The sequence below is a fragment of the Arthrobacter sp. SD1074B genome (genome assembly GCF_056780195.1).
Genome location: NZ_JBRAZT010000001.1, coordinates 30,553 through 49,316, shown reverse-complemented (window position 1 = coordinate 49,316; position 18,764 = coordinate 30,553). Strand labels below are relative to the sequence as shown.

Annotated in this window: 22 protein-coding genes and 1 tRNA gene; 10 read left to right on the top strand and 13 right to left on the bottom strand. The window is 68.5% G+C overall.

Going from position 1 to position 18,764, the window contains the following annotated elements; all coding sequences use genetic code 11:
* Positions 1-33: 33 nt before the first annotated feature.
* From ACUYM2_RS00250 to ACUYM2_RS00240, 3 genes are read left to right on the top strand one after another with little or no spacing between them, the layout of a single operon-like run.
* Complete coding sequence (locus tag ACUYM2_RS00250) at positions 34-786, top strand: DsbA family protein (protein ID WP_481598233.1); 753 nt, start codon at positions 34-36, stop codon at positions 784-786.
* Positions 786-1,628: a cytochrome c biogenesis CcdA family protein gene (locus tag ACUYM2_RS00245; protein ID WP_481598232.1), complete on the top strand. Its 843-nt coding sequence runs from the start codon at positions 786-788 to the stop codon at positions 1,626-1,628. The genes ACUYM2_RS00250 and ACUYM2_RS00245 overlap by 1 nt, the downstream gene beginning before the upstream one ends.
* Complete coding sequence (locus tag ACUYM2_RS00240; protein WP_481598231.1) at positions 1,615-2,145, top strand: hypothetical protein; 531 nt, start codon at positions 1,615-1,617, stop codon at positions 2,143-2,145. Before ACUYM2_RS00245 ends, ACUYM2_RS00240 begins: the two co-directional genes overlap by 14 nt.
* Before the next feature lie 38 nt (positions 2,146-2,183).
* Here ACUYM2_RS00240 and ACUYM2_RS00235 read toward each other — a convergent pair whose 3' ends face one another.
* The gene (locus ACUYM2_RS00235; protein ID WP_481598230.1) at positions 2,184-2,954 is read right to left on the bottom strand and encodes a GntR family transcriptional regulator; all 771 of its coding nucleotides are present in this window, start codon (positions 2,952-2,954) and stop codon (positions 2,184-2,186) included.
* A 112-nt stretch (positions 2,955-3,066) separates the two neighbouring features.
* On the opposite strand from ACUYM2_RS00235, the gene ACUYM2_RS00230 reads away from it, so the two are divergent.
* Positions 3,067-3,267: a hypothetical protein gene (locus ACUYM2_RS00230; protein WP_481598229.1), complete on the top strand. Its 201-nt coding sequence runs from the start codon at positions 3,067-3,069 to the stop codon at positions 3,265-3,267.
* 241 nt (positions 3,268-3,508) lie between these two features.
* Here ACUYM2_RS00230 and ACUYM2_RS00225 read toward each other — a convergent pair whose 3' ends face one another.
* The 4 genes from ACUYM2_RS00225 to ACUYM2_RS00210 form a co-directional block, all read right to left on the bottom strand.
* On the bottom strand, positions 3,509-3,805 hold the full coding sequence (locus ACUYM2_RS00225; RefSeq protein WP_481598228.1) for an antibiotic biosynthesis monooxygenase family protein: 297 nt from the start codon (positions 3,803-3,805) through the stop codon (positions 3,509-3,511).
* 163 nt (positions 3,806-3,968) lie between these two features.
* Entirely contained in the window at positions 3,969-5,624 is a 1,656-nt protein-coding gene (locus ACUYM2_RS00220; RefSeq protein WP_481598227.1) for a 5-oxoprolinase subunit B/C family protein, read from the bottom strand.
* 27 nt (positions 5,625-5,651) lie between these two features.
* Positions 5,652-7,001, bottom strand: coding sequence for an MFS transporter (locus ACUYM2_RS00215; protein ID WP_481598226.1), 1,350 nt, complete (start codon positions 6,999-7,001; stop codon positions 5,652-5,654).
* A gap of 97 nt (positions 7,002-7,098) precedes the next feature.
* The gene (locus tag ACUYM2_RS00210) at positions 7,099-7,857 is read right to left on the bottom strand and encodes a LamB/YcsF family protein (protein ID WP_481601360.1); all 759 of its coding nucleotides are present in this window, start codon (positions 7,855-7,857) and stop codon (positions 7,099-7,101) included.
* 121 nt (positions 7,858-7,978) lie between these two features.
* On the opposite strand from ACUYM2_RS00210, the gene ACUYM2_RS00205 reads away from it, so the two are divergent.
* The gene (locus ACUYM2_RS00205) at positions 7,979-8,665 is read left to right on the top strand and encodes a GntR family transcriptional regulator (RefSeq protein ID WP_481598225.1); all 687 of its coding nucleotides are present in this window, start codon (positions 7,979-7,981) and stop codon (positions 8,663-8,665) included.
* A gap of 31 nt (positions 8,666-8,696) precedes the next feature.
* Here the strand turns inward: ACUYM2_RS00205 and ACUYM2_RS00200 are convergent, their stop codons facing one another.
* Positions 8,697-9,224 (bottom strand): hypothetical protein, encoded by a 528-nt coding sequence (locus ACUYM2_RS00200; RefSeq protein WP_481598224.1) that lies wholly within the window; start codon positions 9,222-9,224, stop codon positions 8,697-8,699.
* Positions 9,225-9,442: 218 nt separating this feature from the next.
* On the opposite strand from ACUYM2_RS00200, the gene ACUYM2_RS00195 reads away from it, so the two are divergent.
* Entirely contained in the window at positions 9,443-9,778 is a 336-nt protein-coding gene (locus ACUYM2_RS00195; protein ID WP_481598223.1) for a hypothetical protein, read from the top strand.
* Between the two features lie 20 nt (positions 9,779-9,798).
* Here the strand turns inward: ACUYM2_RS00195 and ACUYM2_RS00190 are convergent, their stop codons facing one another.
* Positions 9,799-10,536, bottom strand: a complete 738-nt coding sequence (locus tag ACUYM2_RS00190) for a LysR family substrate-binding domain-containing protein (RefSeq protein WP_481598222.1) — start codon at positions 10,534-10,536, stop codon at positions 9,799-9,801.
* Between the two features lie 101 nt (positions 10,537-10,637).
* Here ACUYM2_RS00190 and ACUYM2_RS00185 point away from each other — a divergent pair, with 101 nt between their 5' ends.
* A complete protein-coding gene (locus ACUYM2_RS00185) occupies positions 10,638-11,042 on the top strand; it encodes a DUF5997 family protein (RefSeq protein WP_481598221.1) in 405 nt (134 codons plus the stop codon).
* 36 nt (positions 11,043-11,078) lie between these two features.
* Here the strand turns inward: ACUYM2_RS00185 and ACUYM2_RS00180 are convergent, their stop codons facing one another.
* Entirely contained in the window at positions 11,079-11,456 is a 378-nt protein-coding gene (locus ACUYM2_RS00180; protein WP_481598220.1) for a VOC family protein, read from the bottom strand.
* A gap of 134 nt (positions 11,457-11,590) precedes the next feature.
* Here ACUYM2_RS00180 and ACUYM2_RS00175 point away from each other — a divergent pair, with 134 nt between their 5' ends.
* Together ACUYM2_RS00175 and ACUYM2_RS00170 are read left to right on the top strand one after the other, a co-directional pair.
* Positions 11,591-12,208: a hypothetical protein gene (locus tag ACUYM2_RS00175; protein ID WP_481598219.1), complete on the top strand. Its 618-nt coding sequence runs from the start codon at positions 11,591-11,593 to the stop codon at positions 12,206-12,208.
* Complete coding sequence (locus ACUYM2_RS00170) at positions 12,205-12,843, top strand: NADPH-dependent F420 reductase (protein WP_481598218.1); 639 nt, start codon at positions 12,205-12,207, stop codon at positions 12,841-12,843. The genes ACUYM2_RS00175 and ACUYM2_RS00170 overlap by 4 nt, the downstream gene beginning before the upstream one ends.
* A gap of 32 nt (positions 12,844-12,875) precedes the next feature.
* Here the strand turns inward: ACUYM2_RS00170 and ACUYM2_RS00165 are convergent, their stop codons facing one another.
* The 4 genes from ACUYM2_RS00165 to ACUYM2_RS00150 all read right to left on the bottom strand — a co-directional run bounded on the left by ACUYM2_RS00165 (position 12,876) and on the right by ACUYM2_RS00150 (position 17,408).
* Complete coding sequence (locus ACUYM2_RS00165) at positions 12,876-13,358, bottom strand: pyridoxamine 5'-phosphate oxidase family protein (protein WP_481598217.1); 483 nt, start codon at positions 13,356-13,358, stop codon at positions 12,876-12,878.
* A 131-nt stretch (positions 13,359-13,489) separates the two neighbouring features.
* On the bottom strand, positions 13,490-15,016 hold the full coding sequence (locus tag ACUYM2_RS00160) for an APC family permease (protein WP_481598216.1): 1,527 nt from the start codon (positions 15,014-15,016) through the stop codon (positions 13,490-13,492).
* Positions 15,013-15,927, bottom strand: coding sequence for a universal stress protein (locus ACUYM2_RS00155; RefSeq protein WP_481598215.1), 915 nt, complete (start codon positions 15,925-15,927; stop codon positions 15,013-15,015). The genes ACUYM2_RS00160 and ACUYM2_RS00155 overlap by 4 nt, the downstream gene beginning before the upstream one ends.
* Before the next feature lie 74 nt (positions 15,928-16,001).
* A complete protein-coding gene (locus tag ACUYM2_RS00150; RefSeq protein WP_481598214.1) occupies positions 16,002-17,408 on the bottom strand; it encodes a flavin monoamine oxidase family protein in 1,407 nt (468 codons plus the stop codon).
* A 157-nt stretch (positions 17,409-17,565) separates the two neighbouring features.
* On the opposite strand from ACUYM2_RS00150, the gene ACUYM2_RS00145 reads away from it, so the two are divergent.
* A complete protein-coding gene (locus tag ACUYM2_RS00145) occupies positions 17,566-18,258 on the top strand; it encodes a TetR/AcrR family transcriptional regulator (protein WP_481598213.1) in 693 nt (230 codons plus the stop codon).
* Positions 18,259-18,364: 106 nt separating this feature from the next.
* Here ACUYM2_RS00145 and ACUYM2_RS00140 read toward each other — a convergent pair.
* A tRNA-Leu gene (locus ACUYM2_RS00140) sits at positions 18,365-18,447 on the bottom strand.
* Positions 18,448-18,764 lie beyond the last annotated feature (317 nt).

Sequence of the window (18,764 nt, the reverse complement as noted above, 5' to 3'; positions counted from 1 at the left end):
TGCGGGCCCGTTGCCGCCCGTTCGAGGAGCCGGATGCCCACCTTGACCAAGCCCCATGCCCCAGCCAAGCCACGCCGCCGCACCGCCTCGATCATCCTGCCCGCCCTGGGCATTGCGGTGCTGCTGCTGTTTGTGGGTCTGCTCTCCTACCAGGGCGCAGCGGCGCAGAAAATTGACAACGAGCAACCCCAGCAACCCCGGAGCACCGGGAGCCCCGCCGGTGAGAAGCTGGACATGGCACGCCGGGTCCCTGACGATCCGACCGCGATCGGGCGTCCGGACGCACCGGTTGTCCTGGTGGAGTATGCCGACTACCGCTGCCCCTTCTGCGGGCTCTTCTCACGCGAAACCCTGCCTCCGCTGGTGGCAAAATATGTCGGCAGCGGCCAACTGCGGGTGGAGTGGCGGGACCTTCCGGTGTTCGGCGGGGAGTCCTCCGATGCCGCAGTTGCGGGCCGGGCAGCGGCCGCGCAGGACCGGTTCTGGGAATTCAACAAGGCGGTCTACGCCATTGCGCCGGACCGGGGGCACGCCGCCCTGCCGCGGGAACGGCTGGTCCAGCTTGCCGGGAAGGCCGGGGTCCCCGACTTGAAGAAGTTCGAAGCGGATCTGGACTCCGCCGAGCTCCAGGCTGCCGTGGCCAAGGACGCCCAGGAGGCTGCCGGCCTCGGCGCGACCGGCACCCCGACCTTCCTGATCAACGACACCCCGATCGTGGGTGCACAGCCGCTGGCCACCTATGAAAAAGCGATCGATGCGGCCCTGAAGTCGGCCGAGGGCAAGTGATGGACATCGGTTACGCCGGCGCCTTCCTGGGCGGGGTCCTCACCCTGCTGAGTCCGTGCTCCGCCCTGCTGCTGCCGGCGTTCTTTGCCTACGCTTTCTCGACGAAAACCCGGCTGGTCGCACGCACGGGGTTGTTCTATCTGGGCCTGTTGAGCACCCTGGTGCCGCTGGGAATCTTCGCCGGGGCGCTCGGTTCCCTCGTCACGCAGCACCGCACGGTCCTCGTCGGCGCTTCGGCGGCGTTGGTGATCCTTCTGGGGATCGCACAGATCAGTGGCGTCCGGCTTCCCTCCGCCTTCACGCCGACGGCGCGGACCGGGACCTCCCGGCTGTCCGTCTTTGCCCTGGGGACCGTCTACGGCGTTGCCGGAGTCTGCACCGGACCCATCCTGGGCTCCGTCCTGACCGTGGCGGCAGTCGGCAGCAATGCTGTCTACGGCGGTATGCTGCTGGCAATCTTCGCCCTCGGCATGGCCGTGCCGCTCTTTCTTCTGGCACTCGTTTGGGACCGGTTGGGCATCTCCGGCCGCCGCTGGCTGCGGCCACGGCCGCTCGCCATCGGGATGTGGACCAATTCCTGGCTGATGGTGGTTTCCGGACTCATTTCCGTCGGCATCGGGGTGCTTCTGCTCCTTAGCGACGGGACGGCGGGCCTGGGCGGCGTCCTGACGGTCCAGGACCAGTTCAGGGCTGAATCCTTTGCCAGCGAGGTAGCCGCCGGGATTCCGGACCTCGTGGTCGCGGGAGCCGCAGCCCTCGCCCTGGTGGCCGGCATGGCCCTCTATTACAAGAACCGGCAGACAGAACCGACAAGAGACAGGATGCCCGATGACGCGCAGTAGAACCCTGATATCCGCCCTGGCACAGTGGCCGGTGCGACGCTGGCTGGCCGCCGCCGTCACCGCCGTCGCCACCTACGTCGTTGTGGCCGTCCCGACGGACCTGATCGACACACCTCTTTTTAGCCGTGAGGTGCCGCCCACCTGGTGGTCGTTCCCCATCCTCGCGGTGACGGCCGTCCTCACCGGATTGTTGCTGGCCACCTATGTTTCCCGCGAACCTGCGGCCGACGGCGGGAGCAGCGGCGATGAGCCCGACAGCAGGGGCCGCTTCGGCGCGGCCGGAACCATCGTCTCCTTCTTTGCCGTGGGTTGCCCGGTCTGCAACAAACTCGTTCTGCTCGCCCTTGGCACTTCCGGCGCCATGCAGTATTTCGAGCCGATCCAGCCCCTGCTGGCAGCCCTGTCCATCGCGCTGCTGCTCTGGGCCTTCGTGAAGCGGGCGACCTCCGAGGACCGCTGCCCGGTGCGGCGGCCGCGGGCCGCCACGGCGGGTTCAGCCTCCGGCAGCGGACGCTAGGCCCGCCACCCCGCCGAGCGCGTCAGCGCAGGGTTGGGTCAGCGTGGAGTGGCCTTGCAGCCGAAGGCGGTCGCAATTGCCACCCGGTCCCCCAGGACGTAGCTGCGCCGGAACTCGACGTCGCGCGCCCGGTGGCAGCCGGTGCGTTCGATCAGCAGGAGCGGGGAGTACTCCGGGCAGCCGAGCAGCGCCGCCTGGGCGGAGGTGGCGGGCACCGCTGTGAGCTGCTCCACCCCGCCGTCGAGCACGACGCCACAGCGCCGGTCGAGCTCGCCGTAGAGGGATGCATTCCGGAAGTCAGCCTCGAGGAGCTCCCCTGCGGTCGTCCCAGGGAGCCAGACCTCGTCCAGCCCGATAGGCTCGCCGTCGGCGAGGCGAACCCGGGACAGGTGAAAGAGCTCCGCGTCCGGAGCCAGGGAGAGCTTAGCCGCCACCCCCGGATTGACCACCAAGTGCTGCTCGAGCACCACGCTGCGGTGCTCCATCCCGGACTCCCGGATGGACGCCAGGACGCTGTAGATCGGTCCGTAAGCCGTGCTTCTTCCGGCAACCACCGTGGGCTTCCTGCCGGGGTGCGCGGTGATGTGCCCGGCATCGCGGAGCGGCTTCAGCGCGGCCCGGATCGTTCCACGGCTGACGCCGTAGCGCCGGGCCAGTTCCAGTTCGCCGGGGAAACCACCCGCAAACGACCCGGCGAGGACCTCCGCCAGGAGCTCGGCGCTGACGGTCTTCCAGAGCGGCCCATCCTTGGTCCTCCCGGCGGCATCCTCCGCGCGGGACGCCGCTGCTGGCTCCTGTTGATTTGTCACATAACTCCCGCCGGTCTCCTGCACACAGCTGCTGGCATTACGACGTTACTGCATTGCCCGGCTCCGGCGGCCGGCAGGGCGCCCCGAAGCTTCTTCAACGGCCTGTAGAAATGTGCGGGAGTGGCAGGAACACGACGAACCGGACTTCACGGCGATGCCCCGGAACGGATTGCCGGTCATCTCCGACGTGTCCCACCTGCGCCTTGCCCGGCCCGAAGACAGTTCGCAGCGGATCTTGCGCCGTGCGTACAGCTACGACGCCGCTTCCGGCGCCGGAGGGGTTTCGGACTCGGGGCCGATCTTCGTGTCCTAAGCAGTTCACGCCCATCCAGCGCCGGCTCGCTGAAGTGGACATGCTCGTGGGAAACATCGTGCCCGCACCCGGCGCAGCGGGCCGCATCAGCAACTGACGACAGGAGGAATCAAAGGAAGACAAATGACCCCGGAACAGTCCGAACCAATAGAAATTTGGGCCCGCATCCGTCGTGGGGAAGGGACGGAGGAAAGCCTCGCGGAAACCGTCGCCAACAAACGTCGGCGGCCGTCCGGGGGGCTCAACCGATGCTGGCCGCCTCGTCAAGGGTGCGGGCTTCGAAATGCTCGAGCATCTCGCGCATCCCCTCTACCCCTTGGGTGAACGTGGCTGATGCCCGCCACTGTTCGATCTGTTCCAGTGACTCCCACGGGCCGGTACTGATGAACCTGTTCCGGACGTCGTGGTCGTGCATCAACACCGCCTTGGCATTGGGGTAATCCTCCTGGGTTTTCCTGGCCAGATCCCGCCAGGCCTGCACAAAATCGTTCTCACGGCCCGGGTGGACCAGCCAAATTCCAAGCGTGTAAACGGACACGTCAATCGCCTCCAAAGTCTGCACCGGGGTTGATAAGGCCGATTATCTTCCTCGGCCCGGGCCGGCGGTAGGGCCGGAAAGCCCGGCGGGCGCATGCTCCCCGTGGAGCCGGCCGCTGAGCATGTCCCGTGGTCCGGCCCGTGACCGCCAGGACCCTTGCGCGTCAGCTACCCACTTCTACAGCGGGGGTGGCGGGTCCGCTGCTGCCGCAGTCCGCCCAGCGGAAGCGGATCCTGCCGCCGATCGGGACCTGCGCGGCGAGGTCCAGGTGCGTATCGACGACGACGGCGATCACGGGGTAGCCGCCGGTGATCGGGTGGTCGGCCAGGAAGAGCACCGGCAGGCCTTCGGGCGGGACCTGGAGGGCGCCGGCGACGGTCCCTTCGCTGGCCAGCTCCCCGTCCCGGGCGCGCTGCAGTGGCGTTCCGTCCAGCCGCATGCCCACCCGGTTGGACTGCGGCAACACCTGCCACTCCTGGCCGGTGAGGGTATCCAGCGCGCCGGCGTCGAACCAGTCGGCGCGGGGCCCAGGGACGACGTCGAGCACGGTCACCCCGGCACCGGGGAAGTCGGGCTGCAGTTCGGGGTCCCCGACGACGCCGGATTCGGCGTCGCCGCCGGAGGGCAGGACCTGCCCTCCGGCCAGCGGCGCGGGGCCGATCCCGGACATGGTGTCTGTGGACCGGCTGCCGAGGACCGGCGCGGCATCCACGCCGCCGCGGACTGCGAGGTAGCTGCGGAAGCCGCTCTCCGGCGCCCCGATGCTCAGCGTCTCGCCGTCAAGTAGGGCGAAGGGCGTGGCCATCGGCACGGTACGGCGGACGGGCTCTTCCTCGGGGCCGGCCGGAACGGTGATAGCCAGTTCCGACGGCGCCCCGGCGACGGCCAGCACCTGGTCCCCGACGGCCTGGACCCTGAGTCCGCCGGCGACCGTCTCGATCGCCGCGGCCGACGGCGCGTTGCCGACGATGCGGTTGGCGCGGCGCAGCGAGGCACGGTCCAGCGCCCCGGCGGCAGAGACGCCCAGGCCGGAGTGGCCGTGGCGTCCGAGGTCCTGGATGAGGCTCTGCAGGCCGGGCGAGAGGATCCGGAGCCCGGAAGCCACCTCCGGCGCGGAGGTTTCGGGCTGAGGTTCCGTAGCAAGCGTCACCGTCTCCCGGACAGCGCGGAACTGGATCCGGTGCCCGGGTGCGGCCAGGGCGGGCGGCTCGCGGTCCAGGTCCCACATCCGGGCCGCGGTGTGGCCGATCAGCTGCCAGCCCCCGGGTGAGCGGCGCGGGTAGACGGCCGAATAGGTTCCGGCCAGCGCCACGGCACCTGCGGGCACGGCGGTGCGCGGGGAACTCCGGCGGGGAACGTTGAGGGTTTCGTTCTCGCCGACGAGGTAGCCGAAGCCCGGGGCGAAGCCGGCGAAGGCCACGGTCCACTGCTGGCGGGAATGCGCGGCGATTACGCCCTCGATCCCGAGGCCGGTCAGCTCCGCAACTTCGGCGAGGTCCTCGCCGTCGTACACGGTGTCGATGACCACGAGGCCGCCCTCGCGCTGCACCGGGGCGGTGAGGTCGAGCTGCAGCAGCTGCGCCGCGATCCGGCGGGCGGCGGCGGGCGAGTCGGCGGTGACCATGACCGTTTCGGCGGCAGCGAGCACGTCCAGCTGCCCGGGCAATGGACGCCCCAGGAGCAGTGCCTGCAACGCCAGCACGCCCTCGGTGCCGGTGAGTTCTGCAAGCACCGCTCGGGTGCCCACTGCCCGCACCGCGTTAACTTTGTGGACGGGCGCCTGCCGCGCTGCCACCGGTTCCATTGCTGCCTCCGTCATAGCCGCCGTCTCCCAGGTCCACGCAGCTTAGACGCGGGCTTCCTGCAGCAGCCGCTCTTCCTCGCTGGTCTGCGGGTTCCGGCCGATCGCCAGGCCCACCACCGTCACCACGGCGGACACCGCGAGGTAGCCGGCGATCAGGAACCAGTTGCCGGTGGCGGCGTAGAGCGCAGTGAAGACCAGCGGGGCGACGGCGCCGCCAATCACGCCGGCCAGGGTGTAGGCCAGCGAGCTGCCGGCGTAGCGCAGCCGGGCCGGGAACTGCTCGGTGATGTAGGCGGCCTGCGGGCCGTACATGAACGCGTGGAAGGCGAGGCCGATCACGACTCCGATGGTCAGCATCAGCACGGATTTGCCCTGGACCATGAGAAAGAACACCGGGATGTAGACGGCCGTGCCGACGGCGGCGATGCCGTAGACGAGACGGCGGTTGAAGCGGTCCGTCAGGGCGCCGGCGGCCGGGATCAGCGCGAGCTGGAAGGCCGAGCCGATCAGGATGGCACCGAGGACGTTGCCGGTGGTCATACCCAGCTGCTTGGTCGCGTAGAGCGCCACGAAGACGGTGAAGAGGGAGTAGAGCACGTCGGGGCAGATGCGCGACAGTGCGGCGGCCAGCAGCGCGCGGGGTTCCTTGGTGAAGACTTCCTTGATGGGGGCCTTGGGAGCCTCGCCGTGGGCCTGGATCGCCTTGAAGACAGGGGTTTCCTCAAGCTTGAGCCGGATCAGCAGGCCGAACACCACCAGCAGGGCGGAGGCGAGGAAGGCCACGCGCCAGCCCCAGGACAGGAACGCCTCGTTGCTGAGGGTTGCCGCGAGGAGGGCCAGCACACCGTTGGCCATCAGGTTGCCGGCCGGCGGGCCGATCTGCGCGGCCGAGGACCAGAAGCCGCGCTTGCGGGCGTCGCCGAATTCGCTGGAGAGCAGGACGGCGCCGCCCCATTCGCCGCCGACGCCGATGCCCTGCGCCAGGCGCAGCAGCACCAGGATCGCCGGAGCCGCGACGCCGATCGCCGAGTAGTCGGGCAGGACGCCGATCAGCACGGTGGCGACGCCGATCAGCATCAAGGTGACCACCAGGACGTGTTTGCGGCCGATCCTGTCGCCGAGCCGGCCGAAGATGACGCCGCCGATGGGGCGGGCCAGGTAGCCGACGGCGAAGGTGGAGAAGGACAGCAGCAGGCCCACCAATTCGTCACCGACCGGGAAGAAGATCTTGGGGAAGATCAGCGCCGACGCCACGGAGTAGATCGCGAAGTCGTAGTACTCCAGCGAGGTGCCGGTAAGGCTCGCGACGTAGGCCTTGAGGGCGCCGGGCGGCAGTTTCCTCTTGCCGGCCCTCTTGCCGGCGGCCGGGGCGGCCTGGTGCGGTGCGGTCATGATGTTCCTCCGGATGCGGTGCTGCCTGTGCTGGGTGGGTGTGCTGACGTCGCGCCGGGGTGAAGACCCGGCGCCGGTGAGGCTGTCAGGGGCGTTTCTAGACGAAGGGGGCGGTGCCGATGCCGGCGGCGCTGAGTGCCTCGCGGACGGCGGCTGCCATGGCGACGGCTCCCGGGGAGTCACCGTGGACGCAGATGCTTTCCGCCCGGATTTTCAGGAGGGAACCGTCAATGGCGCGGACAGCGGAGTCGGAGGCCATCCGGAGGACATGCTCGGTGACCTCGGCGTGGTCGTGCAGCACGGCTCCGGGCAGCGTGCGGGAAACCAGCGTGCCGTCCGGGTTGTAGGCGCGGTCCGCGAAGGCCTCGGTGACCGCGCGGAGCCCGGCCGCCTCGGCCAGGCGGAGCACTTCCGAGCCCGGCAGGCCCAGGATCGGCAGGTCCGGGTCCACGGACTTCACGGCGTCGACGACGGCCTTCGCCTGCGCGGTGTGGGCGACGATCGCGTTGTAGAGGCCGCCGTGCGGCTTGACGTAGGTGACCCGGCCACCTTCCGCGGCGGCCAGCGCCTGCAGCGCCCCGATCTGGTAGACGACGTCGTCGGCCAGTTCGTTGGGGTCGATGTCGAGGAAGCGGCGGCCGAACCCGGCCAGGTCGCGGTAGCCGACGTGGGCGCCGATCACGACGCCGGCGGCCACTGCCTCGCGGCAGGTCCGCCGGATGACGCTGGGGTCCCCGGCGTGGAAGCCGCAGGCGACGTTGGCGCTGGAGACGGAGCGGAACATCGCGGTGTCGTCACCGAGGCTCCAACGTCCGTAAGACTCGCCGACGTCGCTGTTCAGGTCGATGGTGTTCAGCCCGGTGTGTGCCATTTGTGATCCTCGTCTCAATGCCTACGTCTTCTAGGATGCACTATCCGGGCCGATTGTTCAACAATCCGACGATTCTTTCCGAGGACAATCGTGTAGATTCGGCATTATGACGACCTCCGACGCGGGCCCCCGCACCTTGGCGGCCGCGGCCCGGCTGCGCATCGCCGTCCCCTCGGTGGCTGACCGCGTCGCTGCCGAACTCCGCCAGCAGCTGGCCGACGGAGTGCTGCTGCCGGGCACCCGGCTGACCGAGTCGACGATTGCCGAAGACCTGGGCGTCTCCCGCAACACCGTGCGAGAGGCGTTCGCCGAACTGGCTGCGGAGCGCCTGGTGGTCCGGCAGCCCAACCGGGGAGTCTTCGTGGCGAGCCTGGCCCCCGGCGACATCCACGATGTGTACACGGTGCGGCGCGCCGTCGAGGTCGCGGCCCTGCGCGGCGGAGGCACCCCAGAGCAGGTGGCCGCGGTCCGCGCCGCGGTCGAGGAAGGGAAGGCCGCGGCGGCCGCCGACGACGAGGAGGGCCTGGGCACAGCGAACCAGCACTTCCACCGTGCGATCGTGGCGCTGGCCGGCAGCCGCCGGCTGGACACGATCATGTCCCAGGTCCTCGCCGAGATGCGGTTGTTCTTCCACAAAGCCACCGTGGATGCGCACTTTTACCGCAGTTACCTGGAAGACAACGAGCACATCTGTGCCGCCTTGGAAGCCGGCGACCCGGACCGCGCGGCGGAGCTCCTGCTGGCCTACCTCGACCGTTCGGAACAGAAGCAGAGCGCCGTCCACGGCGAGTGAGCGTCCCTGCTCGACGCGCACCGGGCGGTTGTCACAGGCATTCGTCCACGATTTTGCCGGTCACACCGCCGATGACGGTGCCGAGTCCCGCACCGGCAGGACCCCCGAGGATACCGCCGATCGCGGCTCCCGCCCCCGCCAGAGTCTCCTGCCAGTTCCCGCCGGATTTTTTGTAAACGACGCCGGCGCTTCCGCCGCCACCGTCCGCTGCAGCGTCCGCGACCACATAGGAGCCGGCCGCCGCCGACGCGAAGGCCAGTGCCACTGGGCTGGCCCCCGGCTCCAGCAGCAATTTGTCATAGGACTCCCGGACCGTGTGGTACGCCGCGGATGGCTCTTTCTTGCCGGAGCTGGCGGCAAATCCTTCCTCACAGATCCGGCCCAGGACCGGGAGTTCCGCTTCCGTGATCAGCCCCATCTCCAGGAGCTTGTCCAGGATGATTTTGGTTGCCTTCAGCCGGTCGCCTTTGGCCTCCCGCATGATGCGCGCGGTCTCCCGTGAAACCGCGCCCTGCAGGTCCCCGGCGCCGACCCCCAGCACCTGCTTCTTGTCCAACATTGTGCCCACCTCCATCAACTAGCGTCCTGCAAGTGCGCACAGGTTACGCCCGCGGAGGATGTTCCGGAAGGCTTCGCGGGTACTGCGGCAGAACCCGGCTCAGGGCCGCCGGGCCCCCGCCGCGGACAGCACACGGAACGCCCCGCCGGTGCCGCCCAGGATCCACGGACGAATCCCGGTCGCCAGGTCAGGCAGCGCCGGCTTGCTAGGCTGAAACCATGAAACGTCCCCTCGCCGCCGCGTCCCTCGCCGTCCTTGCGATCGTCCTGAGCGCTTGCGGCCAGGTGCAGCAGGCCGCCGAGAAAGCCGTCAACGATGGCGCCTCCCAGGTCGCCACCGCCGCCGGGAGCGAGATCAAGAAGCAGGCCTGTTCCGTAGTTGAGGACGGCCTGGTCAGCGTCCAGGACAAGAAGGCCCTAGGTGCCTTGGTGTCCGGTGCCCAAGGCGCCGGGGTGCCCGCCGAGATCACCACGCCGCTGAAGCAGATTGCGGATTCGGGCGACCAGGTGCCGGCCGATTCGGTCAAGGCCCTCCGGGACGCCTGCGCCAAGTAGCCGGCAGTTGGGTCAGCGGGTCAGCGCTTTCCCTTTTTCCGGGATCCCTTGCCGCGGCCCTTGTCCGGGTTGGGCGCGTACCGTTGCGCCACCTTCGGCTTCTTGACCGCGGGCCCGCGCCGGTCCGGCTTCGGCTCGCGCTTGGGCTTCTCCTGCTGCGCTGACGGCTGCCGGGAGCTGGCCGCGGTGCGGCCGCGCACAATGCCGATGAACTCCTCGATGACTTCGTCCGTGGTGTCGCTGGGCCACGCCAGGGCAATCTCCGTGGTGGGAGCGCCGGTGAGTTTCCGGGCCACCGTGTCCTTGACGTTGAAGTGCCGGGCCACGGACATCGGCAGGATCGCCAGGCCGGCACCGGCGGCCACCACCTGCAGCGCCGCCTCGGGGCCGCCCAGGGCAGCCACATCGAGGAAGGTCTCAGCGGCCAGGTCCACCAGCGCCACCTCCTCAAACACGGAGATCTCGTGCCCCTTGGGCGCCACTACTACCGGCTGCTCCTCGTAGAGCGGGATAACGCTGAGGCCTTCGCGCTGCACCGGCAGCCGGACAAAACTCAGGTCCGCGGAACCGTCGCGCAGCACCGCGAGCTGGGCACCGTCATCGGACATAAAGGAGTGCAGCGGTACGTCAGGCATCCGTTCTTCCCAGCGACGGATCCATTTGCCGGGGGTCACGCCGGCGACGTACGCGAACGTCAGCTCCCGCGCAGCGGGTACCGGTTCGTCGTGGGGCTGGGCTGTTTCTTCTTCTGCGGACACACGTTCACAGTACCGTCACTGCCGTCGGGACGGCCCCGCTCCCGCGGCCGACTGGTGCCGCTTTGGTGCCCTGCGGGCCTCCCGCCGGATACCCTTGAAACATGACCTCTGCAAACTCCCAGTCCATGAAGCCGGCCACCGTTGCCAAGAAGCTTGGCATCTACCTGCCCGCAACACCCCAGGAGTTCCAGGATTCAGTTATCACCCGCGCTGATTTCGCCGAGCTCCAGGCCAACCCGCCGGAGTGGCTGGCCGAACTGCGCCGCACCGGCCCGCACCCGCGCCCCGTGGTCGCGCAGAAACTCAACGTCTCCATCAGCGGCCTCGCGCGCGGCGGCGTTGAGGAGGCGCTGACGACGGCGGAAATCACCGCGCTGCTGCAGGCTCCCCCGGCCTGGCTGGTCGCCGAGCGGTCCACCCACGCCGCGGTCCGCGCCGAAGCCCAGCGCGTCAAGGACGAGGCTGCCAAGAAGGACGCCAAGAAAGCCCGCGCCAAGGCCGAGTAGTACCGGCGGGGCAGCTGAACCGTGAGCGGCCCGCGCTCAGTCCTGGTGCAGCTGGACGTAGTTCCCGCAGCCGTCGTCGAGCACCACGCTCGTGCCGCCCGGGCCCTCCGAGGGTTCGGCCTCGAAGATCACGCCCTTGGCGGCCAGCCGCTCATACTCGGCGCGGACGTCCGGGACGCCAAACACGATCGCCGGCAGCCCGGCGTCGTGGCAGGCGTTCATGTAGGCAGCGCCGATCGGATTGTCGCTGGGTTCCAGCAGCAGGCCTGCTGACGAGCCGCCGCCCGGGTCCTTGACGATGTAGAGATTGTGCTCCGGCATCGCCATCAGGGTCTCAAAGCCCAGGATTCCGGTGTAGAACTCGTGGGCTGCCGCCGGGTCCTTCACGTGGATACTGCACATTTTCAATCGCATGGGCCCTAGGCTACGCCGGGACGGACCCGGGTGGGAACCGGGGGAACCGCGGCCATTGACGGCCCGCCCCCGATGGATTCCAATGGAATCAGCGGACCACCGCCCGCCCGGGACGGTTCCGCAGGAGGTGTTCCATGCCGTCGCTAGCAGATTCCGCCCTGTTCGGGGCCTGGCAGGTCCTGCTCCTGGCCCTCGTAGTCGCGGCAGCCGTAGCCGGGACCGTTTATCTCGTCTGGAAGCACCGGAACTCCGACGGCGGACTGCCGGACGCCGTGTTCTGGGACGGTTTTGCCGGGCTCGCCGTCGTCGGCCCCGCGGTGGTGCTGCCGGCGCTGGTTTCCCCGTTGGCCGGCCTGCTGCTCGCCGCCGTGGCCGCCGCCACGGCCGTTGCCAGTTACCGCTGGGCGCCGGGGGTGTTCCGCTGGCAGGAAGCCAGGCGTGCCGCCCGGGACGCCACCGCAGCCGATACCGCCGCGGCGGACCGGCACCGCGCTGCCCTCGCACGGTGGCAGCGCTATGAACTGGATCCTGTCTTCTGCATCGATTTCCCGGCCATGAGCGATCCGTCCCGGCCGGAAACCGCCGCGCTGCTGAAGGCAATGAAGGCGGCCGAGCGGCTCCGTTGTGGAACCGGCCCGGACAGCCAGGCACCCGGTGGCTACAGCACCGCCGTCGACCGGCTGGAACGGGCGCTGGCGGAGGCAGAACGCGCCGCCGGCGCACAGCGGGTTTCCACCGAAGGGGCGCGATGACTGACATTACGATTATCGGCAGCGGCAACATGGCCCGGGCGATCGGCCTGCGGGCGGTCGCAGCCGGACGCTCCGTCCAGATCCTGGACCGGAGCCCGGACAACGCCGCCAAACTCGCGGCAGAGCTGGGTCCGACGACGACCTCCGGCAGCCTCGGCGATGTGCCCGAGGGCGACCTTGTGGTCCTGGCCCTCTACTTCGAGCCGGCCAAGGAGGTTGCCACGCATTACGGCGACACGCTCAGCGGCAAGACGGTCATCGAGATCAGCAATCCGATCAACATGGAAACCGGCGACTCGCTGGTGGTTGAGCCGGGGACCTCGGCGGCCGAAGAGGTGGCCCGGCTGCTGCCCGGCGCGCGTGTAGTAAAGGCCTTCAACACGACCTTCGCCGGCACCCTGGCGGAAGGCTCCGCGGGCGGGATGGCGCTGGATGTCTTCATCGCCTCCGACTCGGAAGCCGCCCGCAACGAAGTGGCGGCGTTTGTGGCCGCGGCAGGACTCCGGCCCCTCCAGGTCGGGGCGCTGCACCACGCCCGCGAGCTGGAGGGGATGCAACTGCTGGTGGTCGGCCTGCAGCTGAATCCGGCCTATGAGTCCTTCAACTGGGGCACGGCGCTCAAGATCATCGGCTGAGACGACCGGCTGACCGCAGCGCCCCGGTCGGCCTAGAGCTCGACCGTGCCGCTTTCGCCGACGCTCATCCGGCTGTTGGTGACCTTGGACTTCACCCACTGCAGGACGGTGGCGGCCGTTCCGCCCGGGCTGGTCCAGTATTCGGCCGAATCCGAGTCCACGTGCAGCAGGACCACCCCGGGGGTGTCCGGGCCGTCCGGGAACCACGCCTCCACGGCCTGGTTCCACCGGTCGCGGATCTGCTGGCGGTCAGTTACCACGGTTGCTGTGCCGGCCACCGACACCCATTCGGTGCCCTTGCCGAACGACACGTTGACCTCGGGGTTGGCCGAGACGTGGGCCACCTGCGAAGTGTCCGACGACGTGAAGAACCACATGTCGCCGTCGTCCTGGACGTCCTGGACCGCCAGCGGCCGGCTAACGAGCGCGCCCTTCTCATTGATCGTCGTGAACATCCCGATCCGCGAACCATTAATGATGTCCGTCACCTTGCTGATGTCCTGTGCATCCGACATGCGCCCACCTCTTCCTTGATCAACGGAGGGAGGTCCTCCTCCCGCCAGCCTATTGATAAGCGTGCTTACTTTTCAAGGCGCGCGCTCAGGCTGGCGGACGGAGGACCTTCCCTTCGTCCGGCCGCCGGGGCTCAGCGGCCGCGAGACAGCACCTGGCCCTTGAAGAACTCGGGACGAAGTTTGGCCATGACGAGCATCAGGACCACACCCAGCAGGATGACGCCCATGCCCAGGATGAAGACCAGGCCCAGGCCGCCGATGGACGAGCCGGAGCCGTACTCCGGGTCCATCGAGTCGTAGGCGGTCTTGAAGAACATCACCAGCAGGATGACGCCGCCCAGCAGCGGTGCAAGGAACTTGAAGAAGAACGAATGCGCGCCGCTGAACGCCTGGGCGCGGAAGAACCAGACGCAGGCCAGTGCAGTGATGCCGTAGTAGAAGCAGATCATCATGCCCAGTGCCGTGATGGTGTCCCACAGCGCGTTTTCGGACAGGGTCCGTGTGACCACGTAGAAGACGGCCGCGGCCACTGCCGAAGCGATGGTGGCGTAGCTCGGGGACTTGTAGCTGGGGCTGATCTTGCCGAACTTGTGCGGCAGCGCCTTGTAGTGGCCCATCGACAGGAGCGTGCGCGCCGGTGAGACGAAGGTGGACTGCAGCGATGCGGCCGAGCTGCTCAGGATGGCCAGCGACATCAGGATCGCAAACGGCCCCATCACGGGTCCGGCAAGGACGGCGAAGATGCTGCCTTGGTTGTCCGGGTTGCCCGCGCCGAGGCCCTCCGTGCCGATGCCGGCGAAGGCCAGGGTGGCCAGTGCAACGGTCATGTAGATGACCACGATGACCAGGACGGTGACGGTGGCCGCGCGGCCCGGGGTTTTCTCCGGGTTCTTGGTCTCCTCGTTCATGGTCAGCGTGACGTCCCAGCCCCAGTAAATGAAGATGGACAGCGACACCCCGGCTGCGAAGGCAGAGAAGGACTCAACGGCGAACGGGTTGAACCAGTCCGGGGCGATGGCGGTGGCGTCGAAAGCGGTTCCGTTCGCCACATGGCTGAAGGCGGCGACGGCGAACCAGCCCAGCACGAGCAGCTGGAAGGCGACCAGGACATACTGCACGGTCTTGGTGGTTTCCATGCCGCGGTAGGAGATCCAGCACGCCAGTGCAATGAAGACCAGCGTCGTCGCGATGTTCAGCGGCAGGTTGGTGGTCAGGTCCGCCAGCTCCGGGTTGCCGAAAATCTGCGCCAGCATCAGGTAGAAGAAGTCCACCGCGACGGCCGCCAGGTTGGACAGCACAATGATGGTCGCCGCGATCAGTCCCCAACCGCCCATCCAGCCGAGCCAGGGGCCGAAGGCCCGCGAGGCCCAAGTGAACGAGGTGCCGGCGTCAGGCATGGCATTGTTCAGCTCCCGGTAGCCGAAGGCCACCAGCAGCATCGGAATGAAGCCCACGAGGAAGATCGCCGGAAGGTGGACGCCCACCTCGGAGACCGTCGGGCCGAGGGCGGCGGTGAGGGTGTAGGCCGGGGCGATGCAGGAGACGCCGATGACGACGGCGCCGATCAGCCCCACCGATCCGGCCTTTAGTCCCTTTTCACTCAGTCCGTGGTCCCGCTGGGGTTGTGCGGCCTTGGCGGTCGCGTGTTCGGTGCTCATGCTTGTGCCTCTCGGGAGGTGTCGCTCGACGGGGAAGGGGACGGGTGCTTGAGCTCGTAGTCGCTGGGGACCACGATCATCGGCACCGGCAGGGCCCGCAGGATGCGGTTTGCGGTACTGCCCAGGAAGATGGAGCGGTTCCGGGCGAGGCGGCTGGAGCCGATCAGGAGGACTTCGCCGTCCTCCCAGTCGAGGCGGTCCACGGCCTCCTCGACGCTGCGGCCCTGGGCCACCACGACGTCGGCCTTTCCGGCCGGCGCGGCGCCTTGCGCATCGGAGGGAAGGGCCGCCGCGAGGTGCTTATTGGCATAGTCGCGGGCGGCTTCGGCGGCGTCCGCCGAGTCCCCGTCGTCCAGGGTCAGCAGCGACACGACGCGCAGCGGCACCTTCCGGTTGGTTGCCATGGACACGGCGAAATCGAGTAGCTCTTCGGCGCCCGGGCGGTCCCCGAGCCCGCAACTTACGCGGGTCAGCGCGTCCCGGCGGTGGTAGCCGTGCGGAGCAAGTGCCACGGGCACGGTGGCGGCGTGCAGCAGCGCGCTGGCCACGGATCCGACGGTGAACCGCTTGAACAGCCCGTTGCTCGTGGCGCCGATGATGAGCATGTCCGCCTGGAACTCCTCGCAGGCCTCGATCAGGGTCTGCGCGTCGGATGCACCGCTGCGGACGTGGGTCTGCGCCGGCACGTCGGCGGGGATCTGGGCAAGGGCTTCATCGAGCCATTCCGCGGCCTGCTGGTGCAGGTAGCTGTCATAGCCGGCGGCGGGCGCGTGGGCCGCATTGAACACTCCGGCGTCCGGGATGGCCACCACCAGGTCCAGGGCCGCTCCGCGGCCGCGGGCCAGGGAGACGGCCAGGTTGACGGCATCACGGCCTCTGGCATTGGCTGAATACCCCACTACGTAACGCATCTGGCCGACCTCTCTGGTTGTTGAGCTGTTGCTGTGTGGACAGGGGTTCTGGGAAGGAACATGGTCGCCGGCCGCTAGCGGGCGGCCGGCGTGCGGTCGGCCGCGGCGATGATCCGCGCCGCCGTCGCCCGCCCCATCCGCACCGCACCGTCCACGTGCTGATAGCCCTCGGCCGCGAGGTCGGAGCAGGCCCAGTAGATCGGTCCCACCGGGGCGAGCTGGTCCTTGCCGTAGCGGTGCAGGCCGCCCAGGTCGTAGCTGGCGGCGTAGGCGCCGCGGGTCCATTCCTCGGAGCCCCAGTCGGACTCGTAGTAGACCTCCGGTTCCAGGGCCTTCTCGCCCAGGAACCCGGCAATCGACTCGAGGATGGCGCGGCGGCGCTCGTCGGCGCTGAGCTCGAACATGGCGTCCGCCTTTTCGTCCGAGACGAAGCCCACCAGGGTGCCGCGGGGGTCCTCGTGGTTGGTGTTGTCGTAGACCTCCTGGACCAGTGCATCCGCGCCGAAGCAGGTGCCGGAGAGCCCGTCTTCGCGCCAGAACGGGGCGCTGTAGACGGCGTGCACCTTGATGACCAGGCCCAGGGACTGGTGCTGGTGCATCTGGTGCTGGCGGCGCGGCAGCGGCGGGTTGTAGGAGACCCGGGAGTAGAGGTTCGGCGGCACGGCCATGATCACGAAGCGGGCGTTCACGGTGGCGCGGTCCGACACCACGGTCACCCCGGCGGCGTTGCCGGCGGTGTTTTCGCCGGCGGTGCCGGCCTCCCAGTGGATGGTGCGCACCGGGCTGGAGAGCACGACGTCGTCGCCCAGTTCCGCCGCCTGCAGCAGCGAGACCTGCTGCATGCCGCCGACGACGCGCTTGTCCAGGATGAAGTCCTCATCGGTGAGGTGGGTGAAGGAACCAGCCGAAGCGGCCATCAGCACAGCCTGCAGGGCGGAGAAGGCGTGCGCCGGCTTGGTCAGCATGCCGCCGGCGATGAACAGGCCGATGTTGTTGCAGGCCTCCTCGTCGGCGGAGTTCTCGCGCAGCCAATGGTGGAAGGAAATGGTGTCCAGTTCGCGGGCCTTCGGATGCGCCCACGGCTCGGAAGCGCCTATTTCCGCGGCCAGGGAGTCCAGCAGCGCCGTCAGTTTGTCCATCTCGGCGGCGGTGGCTTCGCTGACCGGGAAGGAGTCGCCGGAGTACAGGGTGCGATTGCCGTCGGCGCCGATGTAGACGGCCTGCCCCTGACGGTAACGGTCGTAGGTTTTCAGGCCCAGCTCCTCCAGGAGCTCCAGCAGTGCCGTCTGGTCCGGCGAGACCCACTGGCCGCCGATCTCCAGCATGGCCCCGTCAACGGTGTCCGTCCAGGTCCGGCCGCCCACGCGGTCGCGTGCTTCAAGCACGGCGACGCTCAGGCCCGCTTTCCGCAGCTTCCTTGCTGCGGTCAGGCCGGCGGGGCCGGCTCCGACGATGACGACGTCGCGGTCAAGTTCCAGCATGATGTCCTCTCTGCGGCCGCGTAAGTGATGCGGACCACTAAATGAATGCCATTCATTTAGGACGACTATAGCGCTACGGTGGGAAAGAGGGAAGACCCCGGCGCAAAGTCGCATCCGGTGGAATAATCCTTGGGACAGTCCAATAGAAAGGCCCGGAATGCCGGCAGCCACCAGCGCCACCGCGGATTCGCACCGCCCCGACGTCAAACCGCGCCGCCGGGTTGGCCGCCCCGCCTCGGCCGTCCTCGATCAGGACGGCATCACCGCCGCCGCCCTGCAATTGGTCCGCAAGAGCGGCTACGACGGCTTCACCATGGCGGCCCTGGCCCGTTCGCTGAACGTGGCACCGTCGGCCCTCTATAACCACGTGTCCTCCAAACGCGAGGTGCTGGTCCTGATCCAGGACCACCTGACCTCATTCGTGGACGTGTCCGCCTTTGAGACCGAGCCCTGGGACCAGGCTGTCCGGGACTGGGCCTGGAGCTACCGCGACGTTTTCTCGCGGCATACCCCTCTGATTCCCGTCATTGCGGTGCTGCCGGTGGCCGATGCCCCGAAGACCCTGGCCATGTACGAGGCCGTCACCGCTGGATTCCGCCGGGCAGGGTTCCCGCAGGAGCGCATCATTTCCGCGATTGTGGCTTTGGAGTCCTTCATCTTCGGCTCCGCCTACGACGTGACGGCCCCGGCGGACATCTTTGACTCCGGCAGCCTTGCGGCCTCAACGCCGAACTTCACCGCCGCCGTCGCCAGCCTGGGTGGACAGGGCTACAGCAACCAGGCCGATACCGCCTTCAGCCTGGGGCTCGAGGCGTTGGTGGCGGGTTTTGGAGCGCTGCGCAGGCCGTAGCGCCCGACGGCGGCGCAAGGCGGCCGCTGAGCGGCGCCCGCAGGTCCAATAGCGGGTTATACGAAAAGAACCCCGGTCCGAAGACCGGGGTTCTTTTACATTTGCGTGCGCGAGGGGGGATTTGAACCCCCACGCCCTTTCGGACACTGGCACCTGAAGCCAGCGCGTCTGCCGTTCCGCCACTCGCGCGCAACTTCTTTCACCCGGTTGAGGGCCCTAAATCCGGACCGTCTACCTCGTAAAAGCAGCGAGATCAAGCATAACGGACAACTGCGGGAAAACACCAATCGGGGTTCCGGAGGTGCCAGACCGATGCGTTCGTGCCCCCGCAGCCGGACCGTCCGCGGGGGTGGGACGCCAACGCGCGGGCGTCGCCCTCCGGACATCCGCGCATGTCAGAGCCCCCCGGACATAAATATCCCGGGTCCGGCGCCGGGGCTCATTAAGGTCATTCCCAGCCTCGCCCAGTAGTATCGGGTGTAGGAGTGCCCGACTACGGCGGACTC

Excerpts from the sequence above, each read along its gene's own strand:
- ACUYM2_RS00250 (WP_481598233.1), top strand. The coding sequence starts at position 34 with ATGCCCACCTTGACCAAGCCCCATGCCCCAGCCAAGCCACGCCGCCGC.
- ACUYM2_RS00245 (WP_481598232.1), top strand. The coding sequence starts at position 786 with ATGGACATCGGTTACGCCGGCGCCTTCCTGGGCGGGGTCCTCACCCTG.
- ACUYM2_RS00240 (WP_481598231.1), top strand. The coding sequence starts at position 1,615 with ATGACGCGCAGTAGAACCCTGATATCCGCCCTGGCACAGTGGCCGGTG.
- ACUYM2_RS00220 (WP_481598227.1), bottom strand. The coding sequence starts at position 5,624 with ATGACGGAGGCAGCAATGGAACCGGTGGCAGCGCGGCAGGCGCCCGTC.
- ACUYM2_RS00215 (WP_481598226.1), bottom strand. The coding sequence starts at position 7,001 with ATGACCGCACCGCACCAGGCCGCCCCGGCCGCCGGCAAGAGGGCCGGC.
- ACUYM2_RS00205 (WP_481598225.1), top strand. The coding sequence starts at position 7,979 with ATGACGACCTCCGACGCGGGCCCCCGCACCTTGGCGGCCGCGGCCCGG.
- ACUYM2_RS00200 (WP_481598224.1), bottom strand. The coding sequence starts at position 9,224 with ATGTTGGACAAGAAGCAGGTGCTGGGGGTCGGCGCCGGGGACCTGCAG.
- ACUYM2_RS00195 (WP_481598223.1), top strand. The coding sequence starts at position 9,443 with ATGAAACGTCCCCTCGCCGCCGCGTCCCTCGCCGTCCTTGCGATCGTC.
- ACUYM2_RS00185 (WP_481598221.1), top strand. The coding sequence starts at position 10,638 with ATGACCTCTGCAAACTCCCAGTCCATGAAGCCGGCCACCGTTGCCAAG.
- ACUYM2_RS00180 (WP_481598220.1), bottom strand. The coding sequence starts at position 11,456 with ATGCGATTGAAAATGTGCAGTATCCACGTGAAGGACCCGGCGGCAGCC.
- ACUYM2_RS00175 (WP_481598219.1), top strand. The coding sequence starts at position 11,591 with ATGCCGTCGCTAGCAGATTCCGCCCTGTTCGGGGCCTGGCAGGTCCTG.
- ACUYM2_RS00170 (WP_481598218.1), top strand. The coding sequence starts at position 12,205 with ATGACTGACATTACGATTATCGGCAGCGGCAACATGGCCCGGGCGATC.
- ACUYM2_RS00165 (WP_481598217.1), bottom strand. The coding sequence starts at position 13,358 with ATGTCGGATGCACAGGACATCAGCAAGGTGACGGACATCATTAATGGT.
- ACUYM2_RS00160 (WP_481598216.1), bottom strand. The coding sequence starts at position 15,016 with ATGAGCACCGAACACGCGACCGCCAAGGCCGCACAACCCCAGCGGGAC.
- ACUYM2_RS00155 (WP_481598215.1), bottom strand. The coding sequence starts at position 15,927 with ATGCGTTACGTAGTGGGGTATTCAGCCAATGCCAGAGGCCGTGATGCC.
- ACUYM2_RS00150 (WP_481598214.1), bottom strand. The coding sequence starts at position 17,408 with ATGCTGGAACTTGACCGCGACGTCGTCATCGTCGGAGCCGGCCCCGCC.
- ACUYM2_RS00145 (WP_481598213.1), top strand. The coding sequence starts at position 17,566 with ATGCCGGCAGCCACCAGCGCCACCGCGGATTCGCACCGCCCCGACGTC.